The organism is Sphingomonas lacusdianchii, from assembly GCF_022664395.1.
Classification (GTDB): domain Bacteria; phylum Pseudomonadota; class Alphaproteobacteria; order Sphingomonadales; family Sphingomonadaceae; genus Sphingomonas; species Sphingomonas lacusdianchii.
The window spans coordinates 1-22,268 of sequence record NZ_JAKRET010000029.1 but is presented as its reverse complement, the minus strand read 5'-3'; the positions used below and the strand labels follow the sequence as shown (position 1 = coordinate 22,268).

At 65.1% G+C, this 22,268-nt stretch carries 16 protein-coding genes; 7 read left to right on the top strand and 9 right to left on the bottom strand.

Annotation, left to right across the window (positions count from 1 at the left end; all coding sequences use genetic code 11):
• Positions 1–211: 211 nt before the first annotated feature.
• Positions 212–3,574, bottom strand: a complete 3,363-nt coding sequence (mobF, locus tag MF607_RS21010; protein ID WP_242122067.1) for a MobF family relaxase — start codon at positions 3,572–3,574, stop codon at positions 212–214.
• Positions 3,571–4,368 carry a hypothetical protein gene (locus MF607_RS21005; RefSeq protein ID WP_242122066.1) on the bottom strand — a complete coding sequence of 266 codons (798 nt, stop codon included), beginning with the start codon at positions 4,366–4,368 and terminating at the stop codon, positions 3,571–3,573. Before MF607_RS21005 ends, mobF begins: the two co-directional genes overlap by 4 nt.
• Positions 4,369–4,484: 116 nt before the next feature.
• On the opposite strand from MF607_RS21005, the gene MF607_RS21000 reads away from it, so the two are divergent.
• Positions 4,485–4,910 (top strand): helix-turn-helix transcriptional regulator, encoded by a 426-nt coding sequence (locus MF607_RS21000; RefSeq protein WP_242122065.1) that lies wholly within the window; start codon positions 4,485–4,487, stop codon positions 4,908–4,910.
• Positions 4,911–5,644: 734 nt separating this feature from the next.
• Here the strand turns inward: MF607_RS21000 and MF607_RS20995 are convergent.
• Together MF607_RS20995 and MF607_RS20990 are read right to left on the bottom strand one after the other, a co-directional pair.
• Positions 5,645–6,238: a hypothetical protein gene (locus MF607_RS20995; RefSeq protein ID WP_242122064.1), complete on the bottom strand. Its 594-nt coding sequence runs from the start codon at positions 6,236–6,238 to the stop codon at positions 5,645–5,647.
• Positions 6,231–6,470: a hypothetical protein gene (locus MF607_RS20990; RefSeq protein ID WP_242122063.1), complete on the bottom strand. Its 240-nt coding sequence runs from the start codon at positions 6,468–6,470 to the stop codon at positions 6,231–6,233. The genes MF607_RS20995 and MF607_RS20990 overlap by 8 nt, the downstream gene beginning before the upstream one ends.
• A gap of 75 nt (positions 6,471–6,545) precedes the next feature.
• Here MF607_RS20990 and MF607_RS20985 point away from each other — a divergent pair, with 75 nt between their 5' ends.
• Positions 6,546–6,794, top strand: a complete 249-nt coding sequence (locus MF607_RS20985; protein WP_242122062.1) for a helix-turn-helix domain-containing protein — start codon at positions 6,546–6,548, stop codon at positions 6,792–6,794.
• A gap of 651 nt (positions 6,795–7,445) precedes the next feature.
• Here MF607_RS20985 and MF607_RS20980 read toward each other — a convergent pair.
• The 5 genes from MF607_RS20980 to MF607_RS20965 all read right to left on the bottom strand — a co-directional run bounded on the left by MF607_RS20980 (position 7,446) and on the right by MF607_RS20965 (position 15,593).
• Positions 7,446–8,399: a replication initiator protein A gene (locus MF607_RS20980; protein ID WP_242122061.1), complete on the bottom strand. Its 954-nt coding sequence runs from the start codon at positions 8,397–8,399 to the stop codon at positions 7,446–7,448.
• 46 nt (positions 8,400–8,445) lie between these two features.
• Positions 8,446–8,739 (bottom strand): ribbon-helix-helix domain-containing protein, encoded by a 294-nt coding sequence (locus MF607_RS22980; RefSeq protein WP_347340908.1) that lies wholly within the window; start codon positions 8,737–8,739, stop codon positions 8,446–8,448.
• 2 nt (positions 8,740–8,741) lie between these two features.
• Positions 8,742–9,389 (bottom strand): ParA family protein, encoded by a 648-nt coding sequence (locus MF607_RS20975; RefSeq protein WP_242122060.1) that lies wholly within the window; start codon positions 9,387–9,389, stop codon positions 8,742–8,744.
• Between the two features lie 277 nt (positions 9,390–9,666).
• The gene (locus tag MF607_RS20970) at positions 9,667–13,038 is read right to left on the bottom strand and encodes a UvrD-helicase domain-containing protein (RefSeq protein WP_242122059.1); all 3,372 of its coding nucleotides are present in this window, start codon (positions 13,036–13,038) and stop codon (positions 9,667–9,669) included.
• A complete protein-coding gene (locus MF607_RS20965) occupies positions 13,035–15,593 on the bottom strand; it encodes a PD-(D/E)XK nuclease family protein (protein WP_242122058.1) in 2,559 nt (852 codons plus the stop codon). The genes MF607_RS20970 and MF607_RS20965 overlap by 4 nt, the downstream gene beginning before the upstream one ends.
• A gap of 308 nt (positions 15,594–15,901) precedes the next feature.
• Here MF607_RS20965 and MF607_RS20960 point away from each other — a divergent pair, with 308 nt between their 5' ends.
• The 5 genes from MF607_RS20960 (at position 15,902) to MF607_RS20940 (ending at position 22,179) form a co-directional block, all read left to right on the top strand.
• Positions 15,902–16,255 (top strand): type II toxin-antitoxin system RelE/ParE family toxin, encoded by a 354-nt coding sequence (locus MF607_RS20960; protein WP_242122057.1) that lies wholly within the window; start codon positions 15,902–15,904, stop codon positions 16,253–16,255.
• A gap of 11 nt (positions 16,256–16,266) precedes the next feature.
• Positions 16,267–16,587, top strand: coding sequence for a helix-turn-helix domain-containing protein (locus MF607_RS20955; RefSeq protein WP_242122056.1), 321 nt, complete (start codon positions 16,267–16,269; stop codon positions 16,585–16,587).
• A gap of 74 nt (positions 16,588–16,661) precedes the next feature.
• Positions 16,662–17,855 carry a DUF6361 family protein gene (locus MF607_RS20950; protein WP_242122055.1) on the top strand — a complete coding sequence of 398 codons (1,194 nt, stop codon included), beginning with the start codon at positions 16,662–16,664 and terminating at the stop codon, positions 17,853–17,855.
• A complete protein-coding gene (locus tag MF607_RS20945) occupies positions 17,852–19,696 on the top strand; it encodes a phospholipase D family protein (RefSeq protein ID WP_242122054.1) in 1,845 nt (614 codons plus the stop codon). The genes MF607_RS20950 and MF607_RS20945 overlap by 4 nt, the downstream gene beginning before the upstream one ends.
• Positions 19,693–22,179 (top strand): DEAD/DEAH box helicase family protein, encoded by a 2,487-nt coding sequence (locus MF607_RS20940; protein ID WP_242122053.1) that lies wholly within the window; start codon positions 19,693–19,695, stop codon positions 22,177–22,179. Before MF607_RS20945 ends, MF607_RS20940 begins: the two co-directional genes overlap by 4 nt.
• Positions 22,180–22,268 lie beyond the last annotated feature (89 nt).

Below are 22,268 nucleotides of genomic sequence, written 5' to 3'. Positions count from 1 at the left end.
GCCTCAAGGTTGGCAAGACCGCGCTCTACAAGGCGCTTGAAGACGTAGCAGCAAAAGCGAAAGCCTGATGTTCTAGCTACGTTCGCCCTTGGCGTACGTAAATGTCACTTTCGTGCAGTGACCCCTACATAGGCGATACGTGCCAGAGCAGTTCGATGCGGGGAAGCGGCTAGCTATCGCGCTGCCGGTGCGGCCTGCGCATTACCGCGGGTCACATCTCCATACCGTAGTCGCGATCGCGGCTGCCGCTATTCATGCCGGGGCCGTCGAGGCGCAGCTGGCGCTCGGGAATGCGGGCGTCGAGCGCCTTCTCCAGCGCGGGCTGCCGCGCCATGCGGTCCTCAAGCCGCTCCAGGCGACGCTCCGCCCGGTCTTCGATCCGCGGCGTTTCAGCCTCACCCCGGTCGCCCGACGCCGAGCGCCAGTCGGCCACGAACCGGTCGGCATAGGCGCGAGGATCGGCGCGCGCCTGCCCCTCCTCCGCCCAAACCTGCCGCAACTCTCCCGGAGCAATCTGCTCCAGACCGCGTACCGGATCGGCGCTGCGGTCCAGCACGATCCGCAGATCCTCGGCGGCATAGGGCCGGATTTGGTCGAGCGCGGCCGAGGCTGCGTCCAGCTCGCGCACCTTGGACGGCGACAGCTCCCGCCCGTCCTCGCGCATCCGCTCGGCCGCCAGGAACAACTGGGCGTAACGCTCCAGCGCCCGGTCGAGCGGGGAGCCCGCATCCGGCAGCTGGATGGTATCGGTTGCCTGGCCACGCTCGACCACATCGAGCGCCGAGGTCTTGTCGCCGGTGTTGCGGGTAACGTGCCGTTCGACCTTCTGCCCGTCGTCGACCATCAGCGCCACCTTGTCCGCCACGCGGGTGAGCGCGACCAGGAAAGACCGTTCGGTCAGCAGCTTCCGCTCCGACGAGCGCATCGCCACGATGCCGTGCTCGGTGGTGACCCCCTGTGCGACATGGACGTTGATCGCGTAGGCAAGGTCCAGCCGTTCGGCCATGCGATCACCCGACGCTATCTCGTGCACGGTGCCATCGATGAGCGAGGACACGACCAACCTGCCGCCGCCCACCTCCTCGACCCGCGCCATCGCACCGTTATCGAGCCCGCGGGTTCGATCATTGTCGCTCCAGCGGATGCGGTCGCCGACGTGCAGCTCGACCTGCTTCAATGCGAAGATCGACACGGCATCGCGGTCGAGGTTTCTGGCCAACCGGTCGGGCTGAAACAGCTTCTCGGTCCCGTCCGCCATGCCGAGCCGCACCCGGTCGCCGTCGATGCGGGTCACGACACCACGGTCGCCGCGGACAAGGCCCTGACTCGGCAGGTCGGTGCGGACCTCGACCACATGGCCGGGCCGATAGGCGCGCATCAGCCGCGCGCCTTCCCTGGTGGCATTGACCCGGTCGAGCACAGTGAACGACGTGCCTGTGGCAGCGATCTCGCCGCTCACCTTCAGCTCGGCCTGCACCGCCTGGTTGGCCTCGCTGCGCATCGCGCGGCCGGCGGTCAGCAGAAGGGTGGCGTCGCGCTGGTCTTGCGGCAGCGCTGCCCAGTGCGCTGCGGCCGTCGTCGCCACCGCGTTCCCCGGCACCTCGGTCGTGGCGGCCCTGAGTATCTCGAACGTGCCCGACACGTCGCCGCGGTCGAGCGCGGCGGTGACCGCCTTCATCTGATCGGACCGGGAACGCAGATTTTCGGTGATATGGGCCGTGGCGACGCCGGCCTTCTGGCTCGCCTCGAACGGCTTGCCGGCCGCGATCGCGGTCAGCTGGCGGGTGTCGCCGGTTTGCACGACGCGCGCGACGCCGGTGATGTTGGCAAGCCGCACGATCCGCTCCATGTCGCGCGTACCGAGCTGTCCGGCCTCCTCGACCATGACGATTGCACCCGACAGCTCCGCCTTCACGCGCGCGACCTGTTCCGGTCGGGCGGTGCCGTCGATCACGCGGGCATGACGCGCCAGGAAGCGGGCGACCGTGCTCACGTCGGCGCCGGTGTCGCGCCCGAACTCGCTCGCCTTCACGCTGGCGATGGCGAGCCCGATTACCGCCCGTCCTTCTGCCCTCGTTACTGCCGTCACCGGCGCCATCGCGGTCGACTTGCCGCGTCCCGACCCGCCCTGCACGTTCACCACCCGGTCGGACGAGGACAGCATCAGCACGGCCGCAGCTTCCTGACCCGGGTTGAGGCGATGAAGCCCCAGCTCGCGTGCCGCCTCCTGCACCCGGATTGCGGCATCGACCGGCGGAACGATCGGGGCAGACTGCCCCTTCCCCGCATCGACCGTGCCAAGGTACGCCTGCTCCAGCCGTACCGCACCTTGCGTCGTCACCATGCGATCGCCGTCGCCGAGCAACAGGCCTTTCGCCCGCAGCAGCTCCAGCCGGGCCTCGACATCGGCGACCGTCACCGGACCGCCGCGCGACAGGCTCTCGCGGACGAGCTCCAGCCGATCAAACGCCGCCTCGCGCTCACCCAGATCGCGCACCGCCGATGCCACCGCCTGCGCTGCGGCATAAGCGCGCGGCTCCAGCCGTCCCAGTCGCTCAGGGACTAGCGGGTCGCCATCGCGCGGGGTCAGCCCCATGCGTCCGGCGATGGCAAGACCGCGCTCCCCTATTCCGCGCACGCCCTGCACCGTGCGCGTCCACACATCATGCCCCCGCCCCGCTTCCGCCAGCGCGCCCTTCACCAACGCCGCCGGGTCCAGCCCCTTCTCCGCGGCCAAACGCCGCCACCCTTCCGCGCGCTGCTCCGGGGCGAGTTCGGGCGACTTGGGGTCGCGGGTCGCCAGCGCCGCATATTCGCGCGTCTGCGGAGTGTTCTCCAGTCCGCGTTCCTTGATGTAGGCGTCGATCTCGGCCGAGCGGACGGAAAATGCTTCCACCACCGCGCGCGACACGCCGGCGATCTCGAAGGCGCCGTTGCGACCGTCGTGCCGGGGAATGGTGGTGAAGCCGAGCGTCTCGACCCGGCTGCGCAGCGCGGACAGGAACACCGCATCCATGACGTGCTGGCGCTCATACAGCTGGTCCGCGTGCAGCGCCCGCCACTTGCCGTCGGCGGTGCGGGTCGCGTTGGCGATGACGTTGTGGACGTGGAGCTGCGGCTCGCCGCTGCGGTTCACGTCGTGAAGGAAGGTCGCGGCGACGAACCGGCCGGTCACCTCGGTTACCTGTCCCCTGCCGTTCCAGACCCGCCCTTCCGCAATGTTGCGCTCCGTCCAGGCAAGAGTTGCTGCAGCCGCCTCCCGCACCGCGACTACCAACCGAGCGTCACCGCCCACCAGCGCCAGGATCGACACCGATTTGGGCACGGACATGGTGACGTCCCATCCCGCCCGGTGCTCACCCCGCTTGGCATCGAGCACGGTACCGTTGGGCAGTTTGCCGGCGAGCACCTGTTCGAAGCGCTCGGCGTCGACCGGTCCGGACAGACCCAGCTCGGCCGCCCCCTCGCCTGCCCAGGCACTGGCACCTTCTGCCTGATCGGCAGTGTAATAATTGTCCCGGGCGTAATAGGCAGCGGCGTCGGAGGCCGAACCGACCGCAGCGACCGAGATCATGGTTGGCCCTGCGGGGTGCCGGGCCTCGCCCGCACCACAACCTTGCCTGGCCGACCGGCGAACTGTGTCCGACAACTGTCGGTCGCTAGCCGGTAGTTCACCAACGCGCAGACCGCTTGATCCCCGCCGCCCAGCAGGAAATTGGCCGAGCGGACGGCGACCCACGATAGCGGCAGCGCCATTGCCGCGAAGAAGTAGCTGCCGACGCAGAACAACCAGACGACCGACAGCGCCGCACCGACCTTGCGACCCGACCAGTCCCTGTCCCAGACGGTGTAGCTGATTTTTGTCCGGGGCTGCTGCTCGAGGCTCCTGATCGCGGCGGTGTTCTCCCGCAACGCCTCGGTATGGTCGCGCTGCCGTTCGTCGATGGCATCCAGACGGGGCTGCTTGTCGATCCGCTCGGCAAGCAGCCGCATCTCCGCCCTGATCGGATTGAAGCTGGCGGTGATGCGCTCCGGCAAGCCCTTGATGAACTCGGTCCGGGCCCGCGTCAGCGCCAGCTGGTCGTCACGCTCGAGCTTGTGCATGTCGCTCTCATGCGCCGCCCAGCTTTGGGCGATGCGGTCGATCTCCATGACCGCCTTGTCCAGCCTGGCGCCGAAGACGACGACGTCGCCGGGCCCCAGTTGCTCGGGCCGGTCGAATACGGCCCGCCCCTCCCGCCACGCATCGAGACATTCACGAACGAACGATTTGGCCAGGGTCGCACGCTCGACACCACGCTCGGCCGCGCACCGGGTGAGGTCCGCATCGTCGTCGTCCCCAAGCCGTACATTGACCTGACCGCCCATAAAATTCCTGCCCATGTCCGGCCTAATGCTGGTCGCCGGCACCGCTCCCATGCCATGATTGCATAGTGGCACTATTGCGCCACAATGAGCAGGATTAAGCAAGAGATTATGACGACGTGAGTGGCGCATCCACCATCGGCGAGCGGATCAAGGCGGTACGGCTCAGGACCGGATTGGGACAGGAAGCGTTTGCGAAGGCGCTGGGCTATTCGAAGCGCGCGCTGGTCAGCTGGGAGCTGGGAGGGGCCGAGCCGCCGGTCGCCCTGATGGCGAAGCTCCGGCGCGATTACGACGTCGATCCCGAATGGGTGATCCTGGGCGAAGACACCGTGCCCCGGAGCTACTACGGGCCGGTCGACTGGGACCGGCTCGACCGCCTGCGCAACGACGTGGACACCGTCTGCAGGGACGTAGGGCTGAAGCTGCCTGACGAACGCAGCCAAGCGCTCGCGCGCGTGATATACGACGGAGGAGCGGACGCGGGTGCTGCCAACCGCAAGCAGCTGCGCGGTACGCTGCTCGCCTTGTCGCTGGGGGACTGAGATGGGCAGATCCAGAGATGAACAGCTGGCGGCCTGGACGGCCGAGACGCGGCGGGTCGGGTTCAAGAGGCGCAACTGGCCGGTCGTGCGCCGACTGGCAGCGCTGTGCACAGGACTGCTGCTGGCAGGTCTGGCGGCCCGTCTGCTGGGCTACGCCCCTGCCCTCGCGGCTGCCTGCTGGATGGCCGCAGCTGTCACCGGCGCGGTCATGTTGATCTGGTTCTTCGACCCGCGCCGCTTCCGCGCACGGCCGTCCGGCAGGTCCTGACCGCACGGAAGCAGACGCGAGCATCCGGGCTCGACATCGGCTGCTGCTGGCACACCGGCCTTGTCCATGACGCCCGACGAGAGATGAGCCTGTGCTCCCGAGGGAAGCAGTGCACGGGTCGGTTGCTTGCAACCCTCATGTCGCTGCGCAGCCGGTGGATCACGGCCTCCGTAGCGCTGTAGCACCCTTGTAGCACGTCACGAGGTAGCTTTCGCGAAACCCGCAGCACGGCTGATATCCTGCTACATCAATGATAAATCACGATCTTATTCTCTGAACACGGCGGCTATCCATAGCGTGGTGTGTGCGCCTTTTCCCTGCACGGTCCAGACGCTGCGGTGCTGATGCCGTGCAGCTCCGGCATTCATTCCGGCTTCCGGCGGGGCACCCGGGCCGGCGTGTCAGCCGGCCAGCAAGCGAATTGTCATTCTATCCGGACCGCCTTTTCAGCAGTGCGCCAACGGCTTCAGCGCGAGCCGCAGGACATATTGCCTGTAACCGGCGCTGCCGCCGCCAGTATCGTCGCGGCGGCACGACGCTCGCGTACCCGGGCGCGTTGCTCTTCGGCGATCCGGGGATCACTGCCTTCCGCCTCCAAACCGGAAGCAGGATCCGGTTCCTCCATCATCCGGATTCCCTTGGCACGTCGGACCGCGTCCTTGCGCCTGGCGCGCTCCTGCTGGACCGCGCTGGTCATGTCGGATCTCAGAAGGACGTAATCGGGCTCGTACCGATGCTGGCGCATCAGCTCGGCGAGCGCGTGAACGGCTAGGTCGTCACCGACCGCGGCATGAACCGCGCGCAGCCAGCGCGGCGAGGCGTAACGGTGCCGCAGCGTCCAGATCCCTCGCCCCATCTCGGTCACGAGCAGGGCCACCCAGAGGACGAGCATGCCCCGTCCGGCGACGACCGGTCTGGCGCCGATCGCCTTGGCGATACCGATCGTCACGATCAGCATCGGCAGGAAGATCATGACGCTGATCGCATAAGGGACGACGTTCAGCTGGCTCACCTCCCATCGTGCGATCAGCCGGTCAGCCACCGGGACGCGCTCAGTCACGCGAGGAATCATGGCTGCCGTGGTCCCAGCGATCGTGGCGCTGCCAGTCGGACTCGTAATCGTGCGACCGGGTAGAACCGTAGGGATTGCCGGCGACGTCGGCGCTCCCCGCTCCCGCGATGGTCGGCAATCCGGTCGCCGGATTGATGTCCGTGCCGTGGTTGCTGATCCCCAGGCGGTCCGGGAGCGTCCAGTCTTCGAACCAGGTGGCGATGCGCTCGAACAGTCTCATGTCAGCACTCCCGATCGGAAGCCTGGACGATATACGTTTTCCGCATATCTCTCAAGCCGGTCTAAATGCTTCTGGGTGCCCGCCTCCCCTGTTCCATCAGACCTGCACGCCCGCATCGTCTCTGCGCTGACCGTGGCGCGGCGGGACGCCAGGCTTCGTCAGGTCGACCTCGCGAAGCGGCTCGGATGGCAGCAGGCCTATGTATCGCGCTACGAAACCGGCGAGCGTCAGTTAAGCGTGGATGAATATGTCGCGGTCGCCTTGGCGATCGGCGTCGATCCGGTAGCCTTGCTCGGCGAGCTTCTCTCTCAAAAGTGCTCGTAATCACAGTTTAGGACCGCCCATCCAGGCGATGCCTAGGTGCATCTGCCGACGATAACGCCCACCCGATTAACGTCGCAAACATCTGCTACGATGCCGAACGCGAGTTGGATGGCCCCTACGATCCAATGTGATCGCACACACCGACGAAACCGACGACTGGTTCGGAGTATTTCCCTGCCCTACCTTTTCAACGAGCGTGACGCTCACACGTGCACACCGCCGGATCGGCTTGGCTTCTCTCGGAAGCCTGCGGCCTTTAGGCCGCTTCTGTGACGGCGACAGCCGGCACGTTATCAAGGCGTATTGCCCCAAAGGGCAATTCCGCATTTTCATTCCGCCTATTCGGTCCATCCTGTGGGGTTAAGTGATTCTGTTAAATAGGAATCGTTAAAAAGGTTAAGGCTCAAAAGAAGGGTAAAAGGCCCTTATTTTACAGCATGTTATGCGAGAGGCTGGTGTGTGATCCCACGTGGTTTGGTGTGTGATACCACGATAGTGCGGTGTGTGATCCCACGACTGTCCGGTGTGTGATCCCACGATGGTCGCTTGCCTCTTTGGAGATCGATTATTGCTCAATTCTCGCTCTCAACGCCTGCTGCCTCCCAGCGCCTCTGACAAGAACGGGCCTTGCGGTGTGTGATACCACGATAGTCAGTGCTCTCCGGCGAGCTTGTCCATCAGGTCGTCCACCTCGGCCGCGCGGCGGCGATCGGCATCGAACCGGTTCCGCCGCTCCTGCTCGGCTTCCAGCCTGGCAGTCAGCACCAGCGCCTCCGCTTCACCCCGAAGCCGGAACAGCACGGCAGGACTGCCGTCGGCTGTTGTGGCCATCTGCATCGCATAATCGGGGAGCTGGTCGGCCTCCACCACTTTGCGCAGCATCCGGTTGAACTCTTTCGGTTTGCTGTCGCTGCCTGTCTTGTCTCGCAACACCTCAACGCGACACGTCCACCCCCCCTTCTGGTTGCCAGCGTGCTTACGCGCGATACGATACAGGGCGCGTTCCAGCCCTCCGGTCAGCAGGAAATAATCCTGGTGCATGGTGAGAAGCGACCGCTCCCCCATGATGCCCTCATACACCCAGTCCGACAGCGTGATGGTCATCCCGCGCGGTTGATCGGTGTCCGGGTCCACCTCCAGCGTCCATTTGTCGAGCCAGTTGAAACCGGCCTTGGTGCGCCGCTTGGGTGCGCGGATCGAGGTCGATATGGAAGTCGTCTGAAGCCGCTGGAGTGCGGCTTGCAGCTCCTGATAGGCCCGGCCGCTGGTATCGCGCTTGATCGCCCTCAACAGGTCATAGGACGTTGTTTTAAGGGTCCGGGGAAGGTCGTTGACGCCTTGCTCCCGCATCCGGTTGAGCGTGGACGCAGCCCATATCAGAATATCGGCGTCCCAGATCGTCGCCATGCCATAGGCAGGGATCGCCTCGATCTTCACCCACGTCTCGCCGTCCGGGCTGCTGTACTCGATAGGCTTCACCCGCTTGCGCTTCTGAAGCGAGAAAAACGGCCGCTCCATCGTCTCCCGCTGATCCTTCAGCGGGAGGTCGCCCATCAACGGGATGAACAGATCAAACTCGGGATTGGGATTCTGGCGCTTTGTCATACCGCGTCAATCCTGCCGTCCTGCATTATTGCAGATGTGCACATCATCACGCACGGCCGAATTGCTTGTCGGCGTCATACTTGGCGACCAGCTCGCTGATCGCCTCGGCAAGGAGGTCTTGGTGACTGCGCCGGGTCCGCGCTGCCAAGACACGAAATGCCTCCGCTGTGGGATCCGCCGGATCGAAATATGCCCCAAGGTGATACTTTCCGGGTCGCTTGCCACTCGACCGTGCTGCACTCGACGGCGAGGTCGACGGAGCCGGTTGATAATCCGGCTCGGGTTCGCGAGGGGAGGGGGACGCTACTGCCGGCCCCAACAGAGAAGTCCGTTTCGCCATAATCAAGCCTTCACATTTGCAGGTGTGCAATTAATCACATCATCAAATAGGTGTTTCTGCAAGGCTGCAATTTCTAGGGCGGCCTTGCCTTTCGGCTCATGCTCGATGACGCCCAAGCCGTAAGGCCATGCTGCTCGGTAGGCGCTACGCTCCCGCAATACGGCACGCGCCACCTGCAAGCCGGTCGCCTTGGCAAGCGTTCTGGCATCATCCAGCAATGTGGTTGCGGTAGGGGGAGCGGCATTCAGCACGACCACGCCCGTTCGCCCGGTACTGGTGATAAGCTGCGCCGTGCGCTTGATCGCATCGAGGTCGATCAATGACGGGCGACAGGGGATGACGACCAGATCGGCACGCTGCGCCGCTGCGGCGGCTTCCGCGCCCGCTGCTGGCGGTGTGTCGATGATCGTAAGCGCAAAGCCGTTGGCCTCGGCCGCGTCGATCGCTTGATCGAGGCGGCGCGCACTGATCGGTTCGACGTGGGGCAATTCGGCAGTCCGTCGCTCGCTCCAAGCAGTCGCGCTCTCCTGCGGATCGAGGTCGAAAAGAGCGGTCTTGATCCCGGCCGCTTCGGCGGCAACCGCCAGATTTACCGCCAGCGTCGTTTTACCGACACCTCCTTTTTGCGCTGCAAGCGTGATAATCTGCAAGTGTGCACACCCTCATTAATGCTGATTTGATGGTATGCAGAATGGCAGGATAGCACAACTGCTATTGCGTGAGTGCCTGATGCTCAGGCCATAGCGGGGGATTACGCCAACGACTAACCAGCCAAGGGGCGTCGCCTACGACCGTCTCGAATGGGATCATTTTAGGAACAGAGCCGCAAATCCTTGAGGTGCTCCACCCTCAACCGTACACCTACAGTTCGCAGGAAGTCAGCTCCGCCAGCTCGGTTTTGGCAGCTGCAAGCGCGATCCGGCTTTATCAGGCCGCGACTCGAAGGACGGTTCCGCGCGTTACAAACACGATTAAGCCTTCCGAGATGCCGGTTACATGAAGGTAGCGCTTCACCTGACCGCGATACTGCTCGGTGACGGCGGGATCCGGATCGACATCACTCTTCCAATCGATCACCGCGCGCGGCTGTCCGGCCTCATCGAGGTACAGCGCATCCACGATCCCTGCGGTGACGACTTCAACGCCGCCGACCTCCTCCGAAGCCAGAACAGGCAGTTCCGGCACAAGGCGGCCACGCATCTCTGCGATTTCGGGGAGGGCCAACGTGCGCACAATAACCCGTGCCACCTCTTGTTCGGAGATGCCGGTCGCCGCGGCCCCAGCCGGCTCAAGCACGAGTTGCCCGATTAGCTCGCGTGCTCGCGCTGCGAGGCGCGCCTCCTCCTCTAGGATTTCGCCCGTAAGCACCTCCTCGAACAGCTTGTGGATGATTAGGCCCCGCTCACGCCCGCCTTGAACTGGCCCCGGTGGAGCGACTCCGGCCATCTCTCCGAACACCAGCTCGGATTCGGCCTGTGGCTGATCATCTTCCCCGCGCCCCTCGTCCCTACTTGGCGCGCTCCAAGCAATTTTTGCGGTAGCGTTCTCGATCGCGGTTGCTTCCTCCGCGAAGCGCTCCCGGGTCTGCTGATTGTCGTCTTCGTTGATGCCGGCGGGCGCTTCATCGGAATAGGCGTCGAGGTCGAGCACCTCGAGCTCATCAAGTCCGAAGTCGATCAGCCCCGACCAGCTGTTCGAGCCCGCCGCGACGTCGAGCCGGGGCAGTACCAGCAGCTCGCGCGCACGGGTGGCGGCCACGTACCACAGGCGCATGCGTTCGCGGTCCTGCTCCGCCTTCTCAGCGCCGTGCACATCGGCGTGGCCCGCGGGTAGGTTGCCCAGCACCGGCATGAAAAGGACGCCGACGTCGCGATCTACGACCGTGGTGTCGGCCGCAATCGTCGCCGTCATGCAATTGATCGGGACAACGATCGGCCATTCCAGCCCCTTGGATGCGTGCACCGTGAGGAGCGATACAGACTCTTCCTGTGCGTCCGGCCGACCCTCGGCTGAGCGCGCCTCCCCGGCCCATGCGTCCGCCATCGCCTGTGCAAACGCCCTCAGGCCGCGAACGCCGTAGGGTCGGGCCAGGTTCAGGAACAGGTCGACGTTGGCAAGTGGACGTTCGGCTTGGCCGCGATGGCGTTGCAGCAGGATCGTGCGTACGTTCAGCGTATCGATTGTCTCGGCGATCAGCTGATGCGGGGTGGTCGCGTTGATCCGGCGCCTAAGACCCTGAAGCTTGCCCAGCACGTCCCTGGCGAGGGGATGAGTGATGGCGTCCAGGTCTATGTTGACGTGTAGGCGAGCAAGAGCGTCCGGCCGGTCCGGTGCACGCGGCTGCGTCCAGACGAGGTCGAGCAGCTCCTCCTCGGTCAGCCCGACCAGAGGTCCCCGAAGCAGCGCACCCAGTGCCAACGTGTCACGGCCGTCCGCGAGCACGCGCGCGATCGCGACCAAATCCTGCACCTCCTGCCGCTGATAGAAGCCCTTGCCGGCCTGGGTGGCGACCGCGATTCCGCGCTGCTCCAGCGCCTGCTCGTAGCGCCACAGGTCCTTGCCGGTAGGCGCGAGCAGAGCGATGTCGCCTGGTCGGCACGGACGCTCCACCCCGGCCCGCCGGTCGACGATTTCATGGCTGCCGATGAGGCGTGCGACCAACTCTGCGACGGCCTCGGCCTCACAATCGCGCTTTCGGTCGGCCGAAGCCTTTCCGTCCTCGCCCGCGCACGGGACCGGCAGGGCGGTGACGCACAGCCCGTGCGCGGGATCAGGATGGAAGGGATCGAGCGCCGTGAACCCGGGCTGGCCCTTGTCTTCGTTCATATGCGGTTCGAACCGCTTGTTCACGAAGGACAGAATGCCGGCACAAGATCGAAAGTTGGTCGAGATGCTGAGCAGATTCTGCACGCCCTCAGCGCGGATTGCGTCGCGTGCCCGAACATAGGCGGCGACATCGGCGCCCCTGAAACGGTAGATCGCCTGTTTGGGGTCACCGACAAGAAACAATGCCCCGGGCCTGATCCGATACGTCTGCCAGTCGGCGGGATCGGCACCGTCCATCGGCTCCCCGCACAGGCGCCAGAAGATCTCCAACTGAAGCGGGTCGGTATCCTGGAACTCGTCCACCAGCACGTGGGCATAACGCGATGCGAGTGCCTGCCGCACAGGCTCATGATCGCGCAGCAGGTCACGCGCGGCGAAGATCAGATCATCGAAGTCGAGCAGGGCCGCTGCGCGTTTGTAGGTCCGGAAGCCGTCCGCCACGGGCGCAACCGCAGCCAACACCTCCGACAGTACCCGCGCTGCGACCGCGCCCTTGAAGTCGATCCAGGCATCGCGCGCAGCATTGTGCAGACGCTCGGCTTCGGTGTTCAACTCGCCACCACGTGCTTTGGGCAGGCCCTTTAGCTTGACCGCAGCTTCCCACTTTCCCTTCTTCTGATACTTGCGCCAGCCGGAGCCGGTGAGGAGCGACGCGTCGGGCTCAGCGGTGAGTAGCGCCACCAATGATCGAGAATCCTGGCCTTGCCCGGCCGCCACGAGCTGATCGCTCATCCCGGCGAACGCGTCCGCTGCCACGATGCTCTCTTCTTCCCGCGCAGGAGCGGTGGTGACGAACGCTTTGTAGGCTTTGGCCGCGTCGCATACGGCGTCGATCAGAGGCTGGAGGGCGGGCGTCGGCGGTCCCGTCAACACGCGATGTCGACGCAACCTGTCTGCGACCTCTCGCACCAGGGCAAGTCCCGCCGTCGGTTCGTGGTACACCAGCTCCGAAACCAGGCCCGGCTGATCGCCGTCCAGCGTTGCACGCAGCCAGCGATCGAGCGTGTCACCGAACGCAAGTTCCGCCTCGACCGGATCCACGAGGCTCGCGCCCGGATCGATGTTGGCCTCGACAGGGTAGGGTTTGATCAGGCGCTGGCAGAAGCCGTGGATGGTTGAGCAGGTGACCTCATCGAGGTTCTCGCACGCACCGGTCAGCGCTTGGCGCTGTTCGTCCGAGAGCCCGTGAGGCAGCGCCGCGCTCAACTCGCGCGGGATGCGGTCGGATAGCAGTTCTTCCACGAAGTCCTGCACGCGCGCGAGCAGTTCGCTGGCGGCGAGTTCGGTGAAGGTTACTGCGGCTATGCTCTTGGGCGCTATGCCGGCGGCGAGCATCAGCGCCACACGCCCTGCCATCACGGCCGTCTTGCCCGAGCCCGCGCCGGCCTCGACGAGCAGCGATCGATCGTGAGCGGTAAGCGCGGTCAGCCTTGCCTGGTCATCCGCAAGCACGGGTGTCATCACGTTCATCATTCCGCCTCCCAGACGAGGGCGGCATCGCCGAGGGCTACCGTCGCCGCCTCCTGCTTGCGCCGGCACCAGCCCTTGTCCGCCATTGCCGGTAGAGCGAAGGCGAGGTCGTCATAGTCGCCGCCCGTATCCGGTCCCGGGAGCGCTTGCCCGGCCATAAGATTGGCACGTGCCGCGCGCAGATATCCGGCCAGCGTGGCAAGCGTGCCGTTCGCGTCCTGCAGCGGCCGGGTCACCCCGGCGCGCGGATAGACGAGCGCCGCCTCCACCTCCATGTCGTCGCCCAGAAGAGAGCGAACCGCATAGGCGTACAGGCAACGCTGGAGTTCGCTTCCGCCGTCCAGCGTTACAGCGTCCTTCGGGCACTTGCCGCCCTTGTAGTCGATGACGCGCGCCTTTGCGCCACAGTCCGACAGGTCCAATCGGTCCACGTAGCCGGAGATCCGGAAGCCGGTATCCGCTACTTCGACGACGGTTTCGGCCGCCCAGGGCAGGGCACCATCGGACTTGGCGGTCTGGCCGCCGAACGGCGCTTCGGCAAAGGAGCGTTGGCCGGGCAGGGGCTCGGGTCGGCCCTCAAGCGCAGCGAGCGCGACATGCCGGGTGTCCGTCAAGGTCCGCTGCCAGACAATACCGGGCGGCACGGCCTGACCCGCCTCCCACATTGCCGCGACGTCCGCACAAGCCGTATCGAGCGCTGACACGCAGGCCTGTTCGTCGGCACTGGCTAGCCCCTGACCGGCTTCGAGCCGCCGCACGGCGTTGTCGAGCAGGTGGTGCAGCAACTCGCCCGACGCTCGGGCATCAAGCACGAGCGCTTCGTCGGCTGTGGCCGGAGCACGGAGGCCGAGCGCATATTTCCAGCTGAAGCCAAGCGGGTTTCGCAGGAGAAGCTTGAGCGAACTGGCCGACTGAACGCGGTCCAGAGCTGCGGCCAGCGCGGGGTGATCCGGGCGAACCTGTCCGTCGTGGGGCGTCACGTGCGACGAGCGCCAGTTCGTCCAACAGGTTGTAGCGGAGGCGGCCTGCGCCAGTTCTGAAGCATCGCCCGGTCGGGCTGCGAGCCGGTCCGTCTCGCTCATGGCGTGGTCGGGGCGCCGGTTCCGCCGCAGATAGGCAGGCGGCGGACTTCCCCGAAGCAGCGGACTGGCACCTAGCAGGCGTCCTTCCTCATCACGCCGCGCCCGGCTGAGCACGACCTGGCTAGCGGTGGTGGTCAGGATCGTTTCAAAGTCACGCCGGTCAGCAGCAGAGACGGGCAGGGGATCAAGGTCTGCCAGCGGCACGACGTGGTCGGGCACAAGTCGATCCTCACTGATACGCCGCGGCCACTGAGTTGACGTCAGACCCAGCAGGCGAACGAAAGGCCGTGGTGATGCCGCGAGCGCCTCAGCCGGCATCCAGGCGACCGACGAGCAGGGCTCGCTCTCGTCCTCGAGGCGGAGTTGCGCGATCGTGATATCGATAGCGGCCGGACTGCCGAGACCAAGCGCGCGCCGCCAGATGCGGCGTGCCGGACCGCTAAGCAGCTTCTCGCCCGTGTCCGCCGCAAGCGTCGTGCCTTTGGTCAGCATCGCGATGATGTCGCGTAACTCAGGCGCATGGTTGACACCGTCGGGCCAGTCTTCCGCTGTAAGCCGGTCAAGCAATCTGTCCCAGGCACTGGTCGAGTTGAGCGGCGCCTCATCCGGGAGCAGCCGCGTCCAGCCCGCGGGCAGCTGGGCCATCGGTCCCGCCTCGCTGCCGAGCAGTGACGCCAGCCGGCGGATGCGCGCCTGCGACACCCCGCGCACGAGGACATCGGCGAGGGCGGCCGCTGCCTGGCCCGGCCGGGTCGATACAACGGGAACGCTATGAACGAAGTGAAGGTCGAGATTGGCATCGGCGCGCAGCGCGAGGAAGACATCGTCATAGGCGGCTGGCGCCGAGGACGCGATGGCGATCTCGTGGGGGCGGGCGACCCCGCTGGCGATCAGCTCGCGTGCCCAGCGCATCGCCTCGACAGCTTCGTGATGACCGGTTGCACAGGTCACCGCTTCCAGACGCGGGCTGGCGGCGTCGCATCTGAGCACCTCGATGGCCGACCCGGCAAGCCAGTCTGGCGCGGAACGGGGGCCGGCATGCCAGCGGACCGCTACCGCGTCGGCCAACAGGAACAGAAGTTCGCGCCAGCACGGCGAGAGTTCGGAGTGACCGACGACGTCGATGCTCCCGAACAGGGCAGGGGCGTGGGCGAGGCGCTCGGATGCGCGCGCGACGAGATCGCAGGGCCGCAGCATCGAGTGGGGGAGACCGCGGATGACGGCATCTTCCAGCGCGGCGATGGCGGCGAGGCGCGGGTGCTCGCCCGCACGAGCGGAGAGATCCACACCAGCGCGCCACGCCTTGTGCAGCGTGTCAGCCGCGGCACCGACAAAGCCGGGCAGGTCCTTGATACCGTCGAGCTCGCCCAAATCGCTGTCGGTCAACGATGCCTGGATCGCATCGCGCAACGCCTCCGGATCAATGCCGGTGATGAACCCACCTGCGAGTCGAGCCGCAAGCTGCTCCAATGTCATGACTTGGACGCCGTGCCGCTGGGCACGCGCGGCATCCAGCCTGATCTCACGAGCAGCCAGCCTGCCATGGGAGACGAACGTTTGGCGCTGCACCTGACCACCCCACTTTTGACGGCTATCGGCGTTTTCGCCGTTCCCGGCAGTCTAGCGGCAGCGGAACATAGCATCAACGCCAACGGCCTGGGGGGCGGACTGCAGGCTCCGGGACGGTTTCAGCTCGTGTCACTGAATGGCCGGATTGTCGTAGGCCGGATTGACCTTATACCCAAATGGGTATAGGCATTCTCCATCGTCAACGGAGATGGAGAATGCGCGAACTGGAGTGGATGGGTAGTAGCAGGGACGACCTGGTCGACATGCCCGAGGATGTCCGAAGCGAATTTGGACACGGCCTCTACCTAGCCCAGCTTGGAATGAGACACGTCAACGCCAAGCCGTATGGCTCGAGTATCGAGCTGATCGAGCGGTACGACGGCGACACCTATCGCTGCATTTACAACGTCAAGATCGACGATGATATTTACGTTCTCCACGCCTTCCAGAAAAAGTCGACGAGCGGCATCGCCGTTCCGAAGCACCAGAAGGAAACGATCGAAGCTCGACTGAAAGCGGCTCAAAGGTTGGCTGCCGAGAAGAGAGCGAAACGCAAACAAGCCTTGTAAGGGACCCCGACATGGCAGTCGAGCATATGACCTCCAGTGGCAACGTCTTTGCGGATCTCGGCCTTTCGGATCCGGAAGGTCGTTTGGTGAAGTCCAAGCTCGCCGCCGCTCTTCAGCGTAGCATGGGCGAACTGGGGCTGACGCAGACCGCTGCTTCTGCTCGCATGGGCATGCCACAGCCCAAGCTTTCCAAGATACTTCGCGGCCGTTTTGACGGCATCAGCGAAGCTTACATTACCGATGGCCTTAGGAAGCTCGGCCACGATGTCGAGATCCGGGTCCGGCCGCGACACGAGGGGATCGGCGCGGTGCGGGTGCTGGAAACGGCCTAGCCGCGTCAATCTGTCAGCGGCTCTCCTAGTGGGTGGCTAGAGAGTTTGGGGGTGGCGTTTTGGCGTCCTTTGGAATGACCTATCTGTCGCCGGACGCGATGCGCGAGGCGCGCAAGTTCATGAACTCGGACCAGAAAGGGGTGCGGGACGAGATCGGGTTCCTGATCGTTCACCAGCGTTACGCCGATCGGTTCTTTCCCGGCACGTCGGTCCTGCATACCCGCTTGCGATATGTCCTCTTCGTGCCCTGGCTCTACCGCGATGAGCATCTCAAACCAGCCAAAGGCCAACGCGCGCAGGAAAGCGTGAAGCGGCGCGAGTACCTGCTCACCGGGCGCCTGATCAACGAGCCGGGCGGCGTGATTGGCAGCCGCAACTATCCCTCTCCGGTCGAGCAGCGTCCCAGCCAGGTCTATTGGGGTGCGCTGCAACGCTGGGGGCTGGTGCGCGAACAGGAAGGCAGCGGTCCGCTCAGCCGCTATCAAGTCGAGCGGATGATTGCGGGCAAGCCGGGCGCGCTGCTGAAGGACGACGAAGGGACGCCGCTTGGAGGAGGATCCTGGCCGTTCGTCGTTCCAGAGCCAGCCGACGATTGGTCCGGGGAGGGCGAGGGTACACTGAGCTTCGATCTCACCCGTAGCGAACGGAAGTTCCTGGCCAAACGGCTGCGAAGCCTGTCATCGCCTAGAAACCCCGGGGCGAGATCGATCTTCTCGCTGCTCGTCGGTCATGACGTGTCGTCGAGCCGTACTGCCTGGAGTCCGCAAGTCCGGGACCTTGCGGAAACCGAGCGGCCAGCGCTCGAGCGGGCCGGCCACGCCGCTGCTCTCGCCGCGATCGGCCGCGGTGTTTACGCCGCTCAGGTGGAGACGCTGTGCGAGGAGTTGGACCGTAGCAAGCGCTCAGATACGCAACGCGCGGCACTGACGGGCATCGTCCAGCGCTGGAAATCCCAGGCTGCTCGCCTGGACTGGCCAGCTTTTCTCGAAGACATGAGGGACCGAACCGATTTGTCTCCGGTCGTCTCTGTTGCGCTTCATGACACGCTCGCATGGGTACGCGCCGGACACATCGATCCGATGCGGTTGGAGCGCGTGTACCGTGACGCCGAAGAGGCGCGGAAGGGGCGACGAGCGCGGCTCTCACGCAGCCAGTTCGGCGTCGATCAGCGTGCTGACTGGGACAACGATCTCCATCCGCTGGGTGCTCCGCTTCATTATCGTTGGGACCGGGTGCAGATGCTGCTGCAGGACCTCGTCGGCGCATGAGGAAGGCGCCGAAGGATTTCCCCGGGCAAGCCTTTCTTGAGCTCCTGCGGCCACCCAAGCTGACCAAAACCCACTTCGCCCTGTTCGCCGCGTACTCGGCCGACCCGATCGTTCTCGGGGGCGCCCTGTTGAACCTCCACGCCCGCGGCCGCGACAATGCGAGCGGCAACAAGTCCGACTTTGCCGGTGCGATCGAAGCGCTGCGCGAACGGGTGCGCTTCATTGTCCAGCGCGGGCGCATTCACCGTGGTCCGAAGCTTCCGAAGATCGCGGCCGTGCTCGACCAGTTCGTTGTGGAGATGCCATATCGGGAAAGCGCGAATAGCTGGCATCCAAAGGCCGCGCTGATCTGCTATCAAGCGGAGGGACCGCAACGGTTCTGGCGGCTTTGGGTTGGCAGCCGTAATCTCACCATGAGCCGCGACCTGGATCTCGGGCTGGTGTTGGACGGCGAAAGCCGCCGCAGGAAGGGAAGCCAGGTTATCGGCGGTATCGACGCGCTGGGTGCAACCCTCGCGCGCGCAGCCAAGCTGCCCGACATCAATCCGGACGATCTCGCAAAGGAGCTCGGGACCGTGCGCTGGATCGCGCCGGACGGCATCAATGTGTCACGGATCGACCTCTGGACGCGCGGCTCGGAGCCGGTTGCTCCGCTCGATGCGGCGTCCAGAGACAAGATCGTCGTCCTGAGCCCGTTCCTTTGCGATGCTTTTGCCCGATCCCTTGCCGACATGACCAAGGCAAGTGCGGACCGCACGCTTGTCACGACGCTGCCGGCGCTGCGCAAGCTCGGCAAGGACGGCCGCATGGGCCTCTCCGACTTTAAGTTGTTGGCGCTTGGGGCACCCATCCCGGAAGGCGATGACGTCGATGAGGATGCCCGGAAGGCGGACCGGGAGCCGGCAACGGACGAGGAAGACGACGATTCGGGCGGCGCTAGTCATTCGGGGCTGCACGCCAAGCTGTTCGCGGCGATCCAGGGCGAGCAGATCGAGATCGTCGCCGGCAGCGCCAATGCCACCGACCGGGCCTGGTCGGGCCGCAATGCGGAAGTGGCGGCCCGCTTCACCGGCGGCGGCGCCGAGATCGACGGCGTTCTGGCGATCGTCGGATCAGCGACACCGGTCTCCGATGCTCTCCTGCAGACGCTGACGGAAACGGAAGCTGATACAGCCGAACTTCCTCTCGAAAGGCTGCGCTGGACGCTTGCGGACACGTCGTTCAGCCTGGACCGCAACGGCAAGATGTTTCGTCTCACATCTGGCGAAGCCCTGTCGCTGCCCCCCTCCGCTCAATTGGACGTAGGGCTCGCCACGATGGCGCTTCACCGCTGGCAGCCCGGCGTGACGCACATTGAGCTTGGAGAGGTTCCGTTGTCCCTGCAAACGGATCTTGTTCAGTTTCGGCTGACGCTCGGGGACATGCCGCCAGCGTCGTGGCTCCTGCGCGTGTCGGTGTTCCCGTTGATCGACGCGGAGCGGGACGCTGCCGCGATCAGCCGCTTTCTGAGCGTCGCCGGCCTACAGGCGTGGCTGCGCGAGATGCTCGAGGGTGGAGCAGGGGCGGGGAGCGAGGACGACTGGGACATGGAGCCGGAAGGGTTTGCACCCAAGCGGAGCAGCTGGAAGCATGACGGGCTCGCACTCGAGGATATCCTGACCGCCTGGGCCAAGGACCAGACCAACAAATCCAGTTCGTTAAAGCGTGTCGATGCCGTGATCGACCGCTATGTGGCTGCGGTGCTGGCTCATGGCGAGCAACTTACTCAGGCGGACAGAGACGATCTGACCGCCCTTCAGCAGACCTGGCGCATCGCGCGCGAGGTCCTGATCGCAAAATGAGCAGCACGCCGCGCGCTTTTCAGAATGCGACGGTATATGCTGCCGTAGCCGCGCTTACCGGTAAGGGTAGTCGCCGCTTTCTGGTTGCCGACGAGGTCGGCCTCGGCAAGACGACAGTTGCTCGTGAGGTCGTCAGGCAGCTGTCGCGTGCCGGAACCAGGAAGTTCACGGTCTACTACGTCACCAGCAACGCTCGTGTTTCCGACCAGAACGCTACGAGGTTGGTCGACTTTCTGGAGAACAAGTCCGCCAGGCTGCGGGCCCTTTCCAAGGTCGATCGGCTGTCGATGATCCCGCTCGATCAACGGCCGGACGACAAGGAGCCGCCATCGCCATTCCGGCTCTATTCGCTGTCTCCTCAGACGTCCTTCCCGCCCGAAGGCACACGACCGACACCTGGCGCAGCGGTGGAGCGTGCCTTTCTAGGCTTTCTGCTGGAACGCGCCGTGCCGGGGATACTGGAGACGCTCCCCGACCGCTTCATCCAACAGCGGGCGACCGTGAGCTGGGAGGGCGCCTGCCGCACCGCGCAGAGGCTGATGGGCGGCATCGATCCGAAGCTTGTCGGCACCTTCCGCACCGCGCTCAAGTCGCGCTTCAATCCGGAGGGTAAAAGGCCGGGTCTTCGCGAACGCATCGCGACAGCCGCACAGACAAAACCCGAGGCGCGGACGTTGACGGTGTTGCGCCGACTTCTTGCGGAGGCATGTCTCGAGGCGACCCCGCCGGACCTTATCGTCTTCGATGAGTTTCAGCGCTTCCGCGAGATGCTGGCACCTTCGAAAAGCGACCGGCTCGGGCGCGCCCTTCTCGGGATCGGCTGTAAAAAGCCTGCCATGCTGCTTTTGTCGGCCACACCCTATCGCCTGTTTGGCGAGTCATGGGATGGAAAAGACGGGCCGCAGGCTCACGAAGAGCTTTTCGACACGATCGAGTTTCTGACGCGCAGCACAGCCGTGCGGGAGGACGCCGAACAGCTCTTTGCCAGCTTCGGCGAGATCCTGCGTGCGATCGGTGACGCAGAAGGCGACACCATCGATCCGCTTCTCAAAGAGCGTGCGGAAGCGACGCGCGACCGGATCGACCGCCTGCTCCGCCCCTGCATAGCACGTACCGAGCGCCCGCCCTCTATAGGCCTGGATCACCGCACCCGGCGCAATCCGCTTGCCCTTGTCCCCAGCGATCTTCACACTTTCAGGCATTTCGCCAGCAAGGTGTCCGATCGGAACAAGACCGCGGCCTCTGCTTACTGGCTATCTGTCCCACTGCCGGCACAGGCGCTCGGGTCCCGGTACAAGATCGCCGACAAGGTCGAGTTTGGACGCCAATCAGGCGTGCCGGTGCTCCGCTCTGCACGACGCACCGGCGACGGCAAGGACGGCTGGGGCAGCCCGAAGCTTCGGGCCCTTCGCGAGATTGCGCGAACACCCGATCTCGCGCTCCCCTGGGTTGCCCCATCCATGCAGTGGTGGCCGCTTGCAGGTCCCTGGGCGCACAGCCCGGCGCAGAAAACGCTTCTGTTCAGCCGTTTTCGCGCCACCCCGCAGAGCGTTGCATCCTTGATCAGCCTCGGGGTCGAGGACGCTTACCTTGACGTCGGGCCAACCGCCCGTCGGCGACCCTGGGAAAGCAAGCGGCTGGCTCCGCAGTCCGGCCTGCCCGTGATGTCGTTGTTCCATCCGTCGCCGTTCCTAGTCCGGGCGACCGATCCTTTGAAGGGCAACCATTCGTCCGCCCGCTACGCGCTGCGCACGGTCATCGGACAATTACGGAAGGCGCTCAGGGATCAGAAAGTCGAGATCCGCAGCAAGCCGAAGAAGGACGCCGAACGGGCACGTCCGCTTTGGAGCCTCCTTGCCGCGATCGAGCAAAAGTCCGGCGATTTCGCGGCATCCCAGGCGGCATGGAACGAGACGGCGGGGGCTGAGGCAGTGCTCGGGCGCATCGTCACCGAGCGCAACCACGTCGAGAGTATCGACTGGATCAGCGCCAAGGAGCTGCAACGCTTGGCCGAGATCGCCTTGGCCTCACCGGCGGTCGCTGTCGGCCGCGCACTGCTCCGGCACTTTCCGGCGGCCATCGAGGCAGACCACCTTTCGAAGCTCGTCTCGTTCTGCTGGCACAGGCTGCGTCCCTATCTCGACAACCGGGTGTTCTGGGGCCGGCTGGGCAACGGCAATCCCACCGAGGTGCTGATGGCGGCGGTCCGCGACGGCGGGCTCGAGAGCGTGCTTGACGAGCATTTCTGGCTCGCCCAAGGGCAGACCGACGCCCCGAACCTTCTCGACGAACTGGCATCGGCGCTGCACGCCTCGCTCGGTTGGTTCACCTTCCGCGGTATCCCGACCACATCGAGCTCGATCCGCCTTCGTTGCCACGCTGCCGTGCCGTTCAGCGGCACCGAAAGCGGTGATGCCGAAGCAGCGCAACGTGCGCTGAGCGAGTCGGCCGCTGTACATTATTGGGCCACGGATTCACGGTAGCGGCTTGGCGAGCAGAGGCGTGAAGCCATCGGCGTCGAGTTCGAGGTTTTCGGCCCAGACGTAGTCGCCGGTGAGATTGATGCGGTCCC

Excerpts from the sequence above, each read along its gene's own strand:
- mobF (WP_242122067.1), bottom strand. The coding sequence starts at position 3,574 with ATGATCTCGGTCGCTGCGGTCGGTTCGGCCTCCGACGCCGCTGCCTAT.
- MF607_RS21005 (WP_242122066.1), bottom strand. The coding sequence starts at position 4,368 with ATGGGCGGTCAGGTCAATGTACGGCTTGGGGACGACGACGATGCGGAC.
- MF607_RS20990 (WP_242122063.1), bottom strand. The coding sequence starts at position 6,470 with ATGAGACTGTTCGAGCGCATCGCCACCTGGTTCGAAGACTGGACGCTC.
- MF607_RS20980 (WP_242122061.1), bottom strand. The coding sequence starts at position 8,399 with ATGACAAAGCGCCAGAATCCCAATCCCGAGTTTGATCTGTTCATCCCG.
- MF607_RS22980 (WP_347340908.1), bottom strand. The coding sequence starts at position 8,739 with ATGGCGAAACGGACTTCTCTGTTGGGGCCGGCAGTAGCGTCCCCCTCC.
- MF607_RS20970 (WP_242122059.1), bottom strand. The coding sequence starts at position 13,038 with ATGATGAACGTGATGACACCCGTGCTTGCGGATGACCAGGCAAGGCTG.
- MF607_RS20965 (WP_242122058.1), bottom strand. The coding sequence starts at position 15,593 with ATGACATTGGAGCAGCTTGCGGCTCGACTCGCAGGTGGGTTCATCACC.
- MF607_RS20960 (WP_242122057.1), top strand. The coding sequence starts at position 15,902 with ATGCGCGAACTGGAGTGGATGGGTAGTAGCAGGGACGACCTGGTCGAC.
- MF607_RS20955 (WP_242122056.1), top strand. The coding sequence starts at position 16,267 with ATGGCAGTCGAGCATATGACCTCCAGTGGCAACGTCTTTGCGGATCTC.
- MF607_RS20950 (WP_242122055.1), top strand. The coding sequence starts at position 16,662 with ATGACCTATCTGTCGCCGGACGCGATGCGCGAGGCGCGCAAGTTCATG.
- MF607_RS20945 (WP_242122054.1), top strand. The coding sequence starts at position 17,852 with ATGAGGAAGGCGCCGAAGGATTTCCCCGGGCAAGCCTTTCTTGAGCTC.
- MF607_RS20940 (WP_242122053.1), top strand. The coding sequence starts at position 19,693 with ATGAGCAGCACGCCGCGCGCTTTTCAGAATGCGACGGTATATGCTGCC.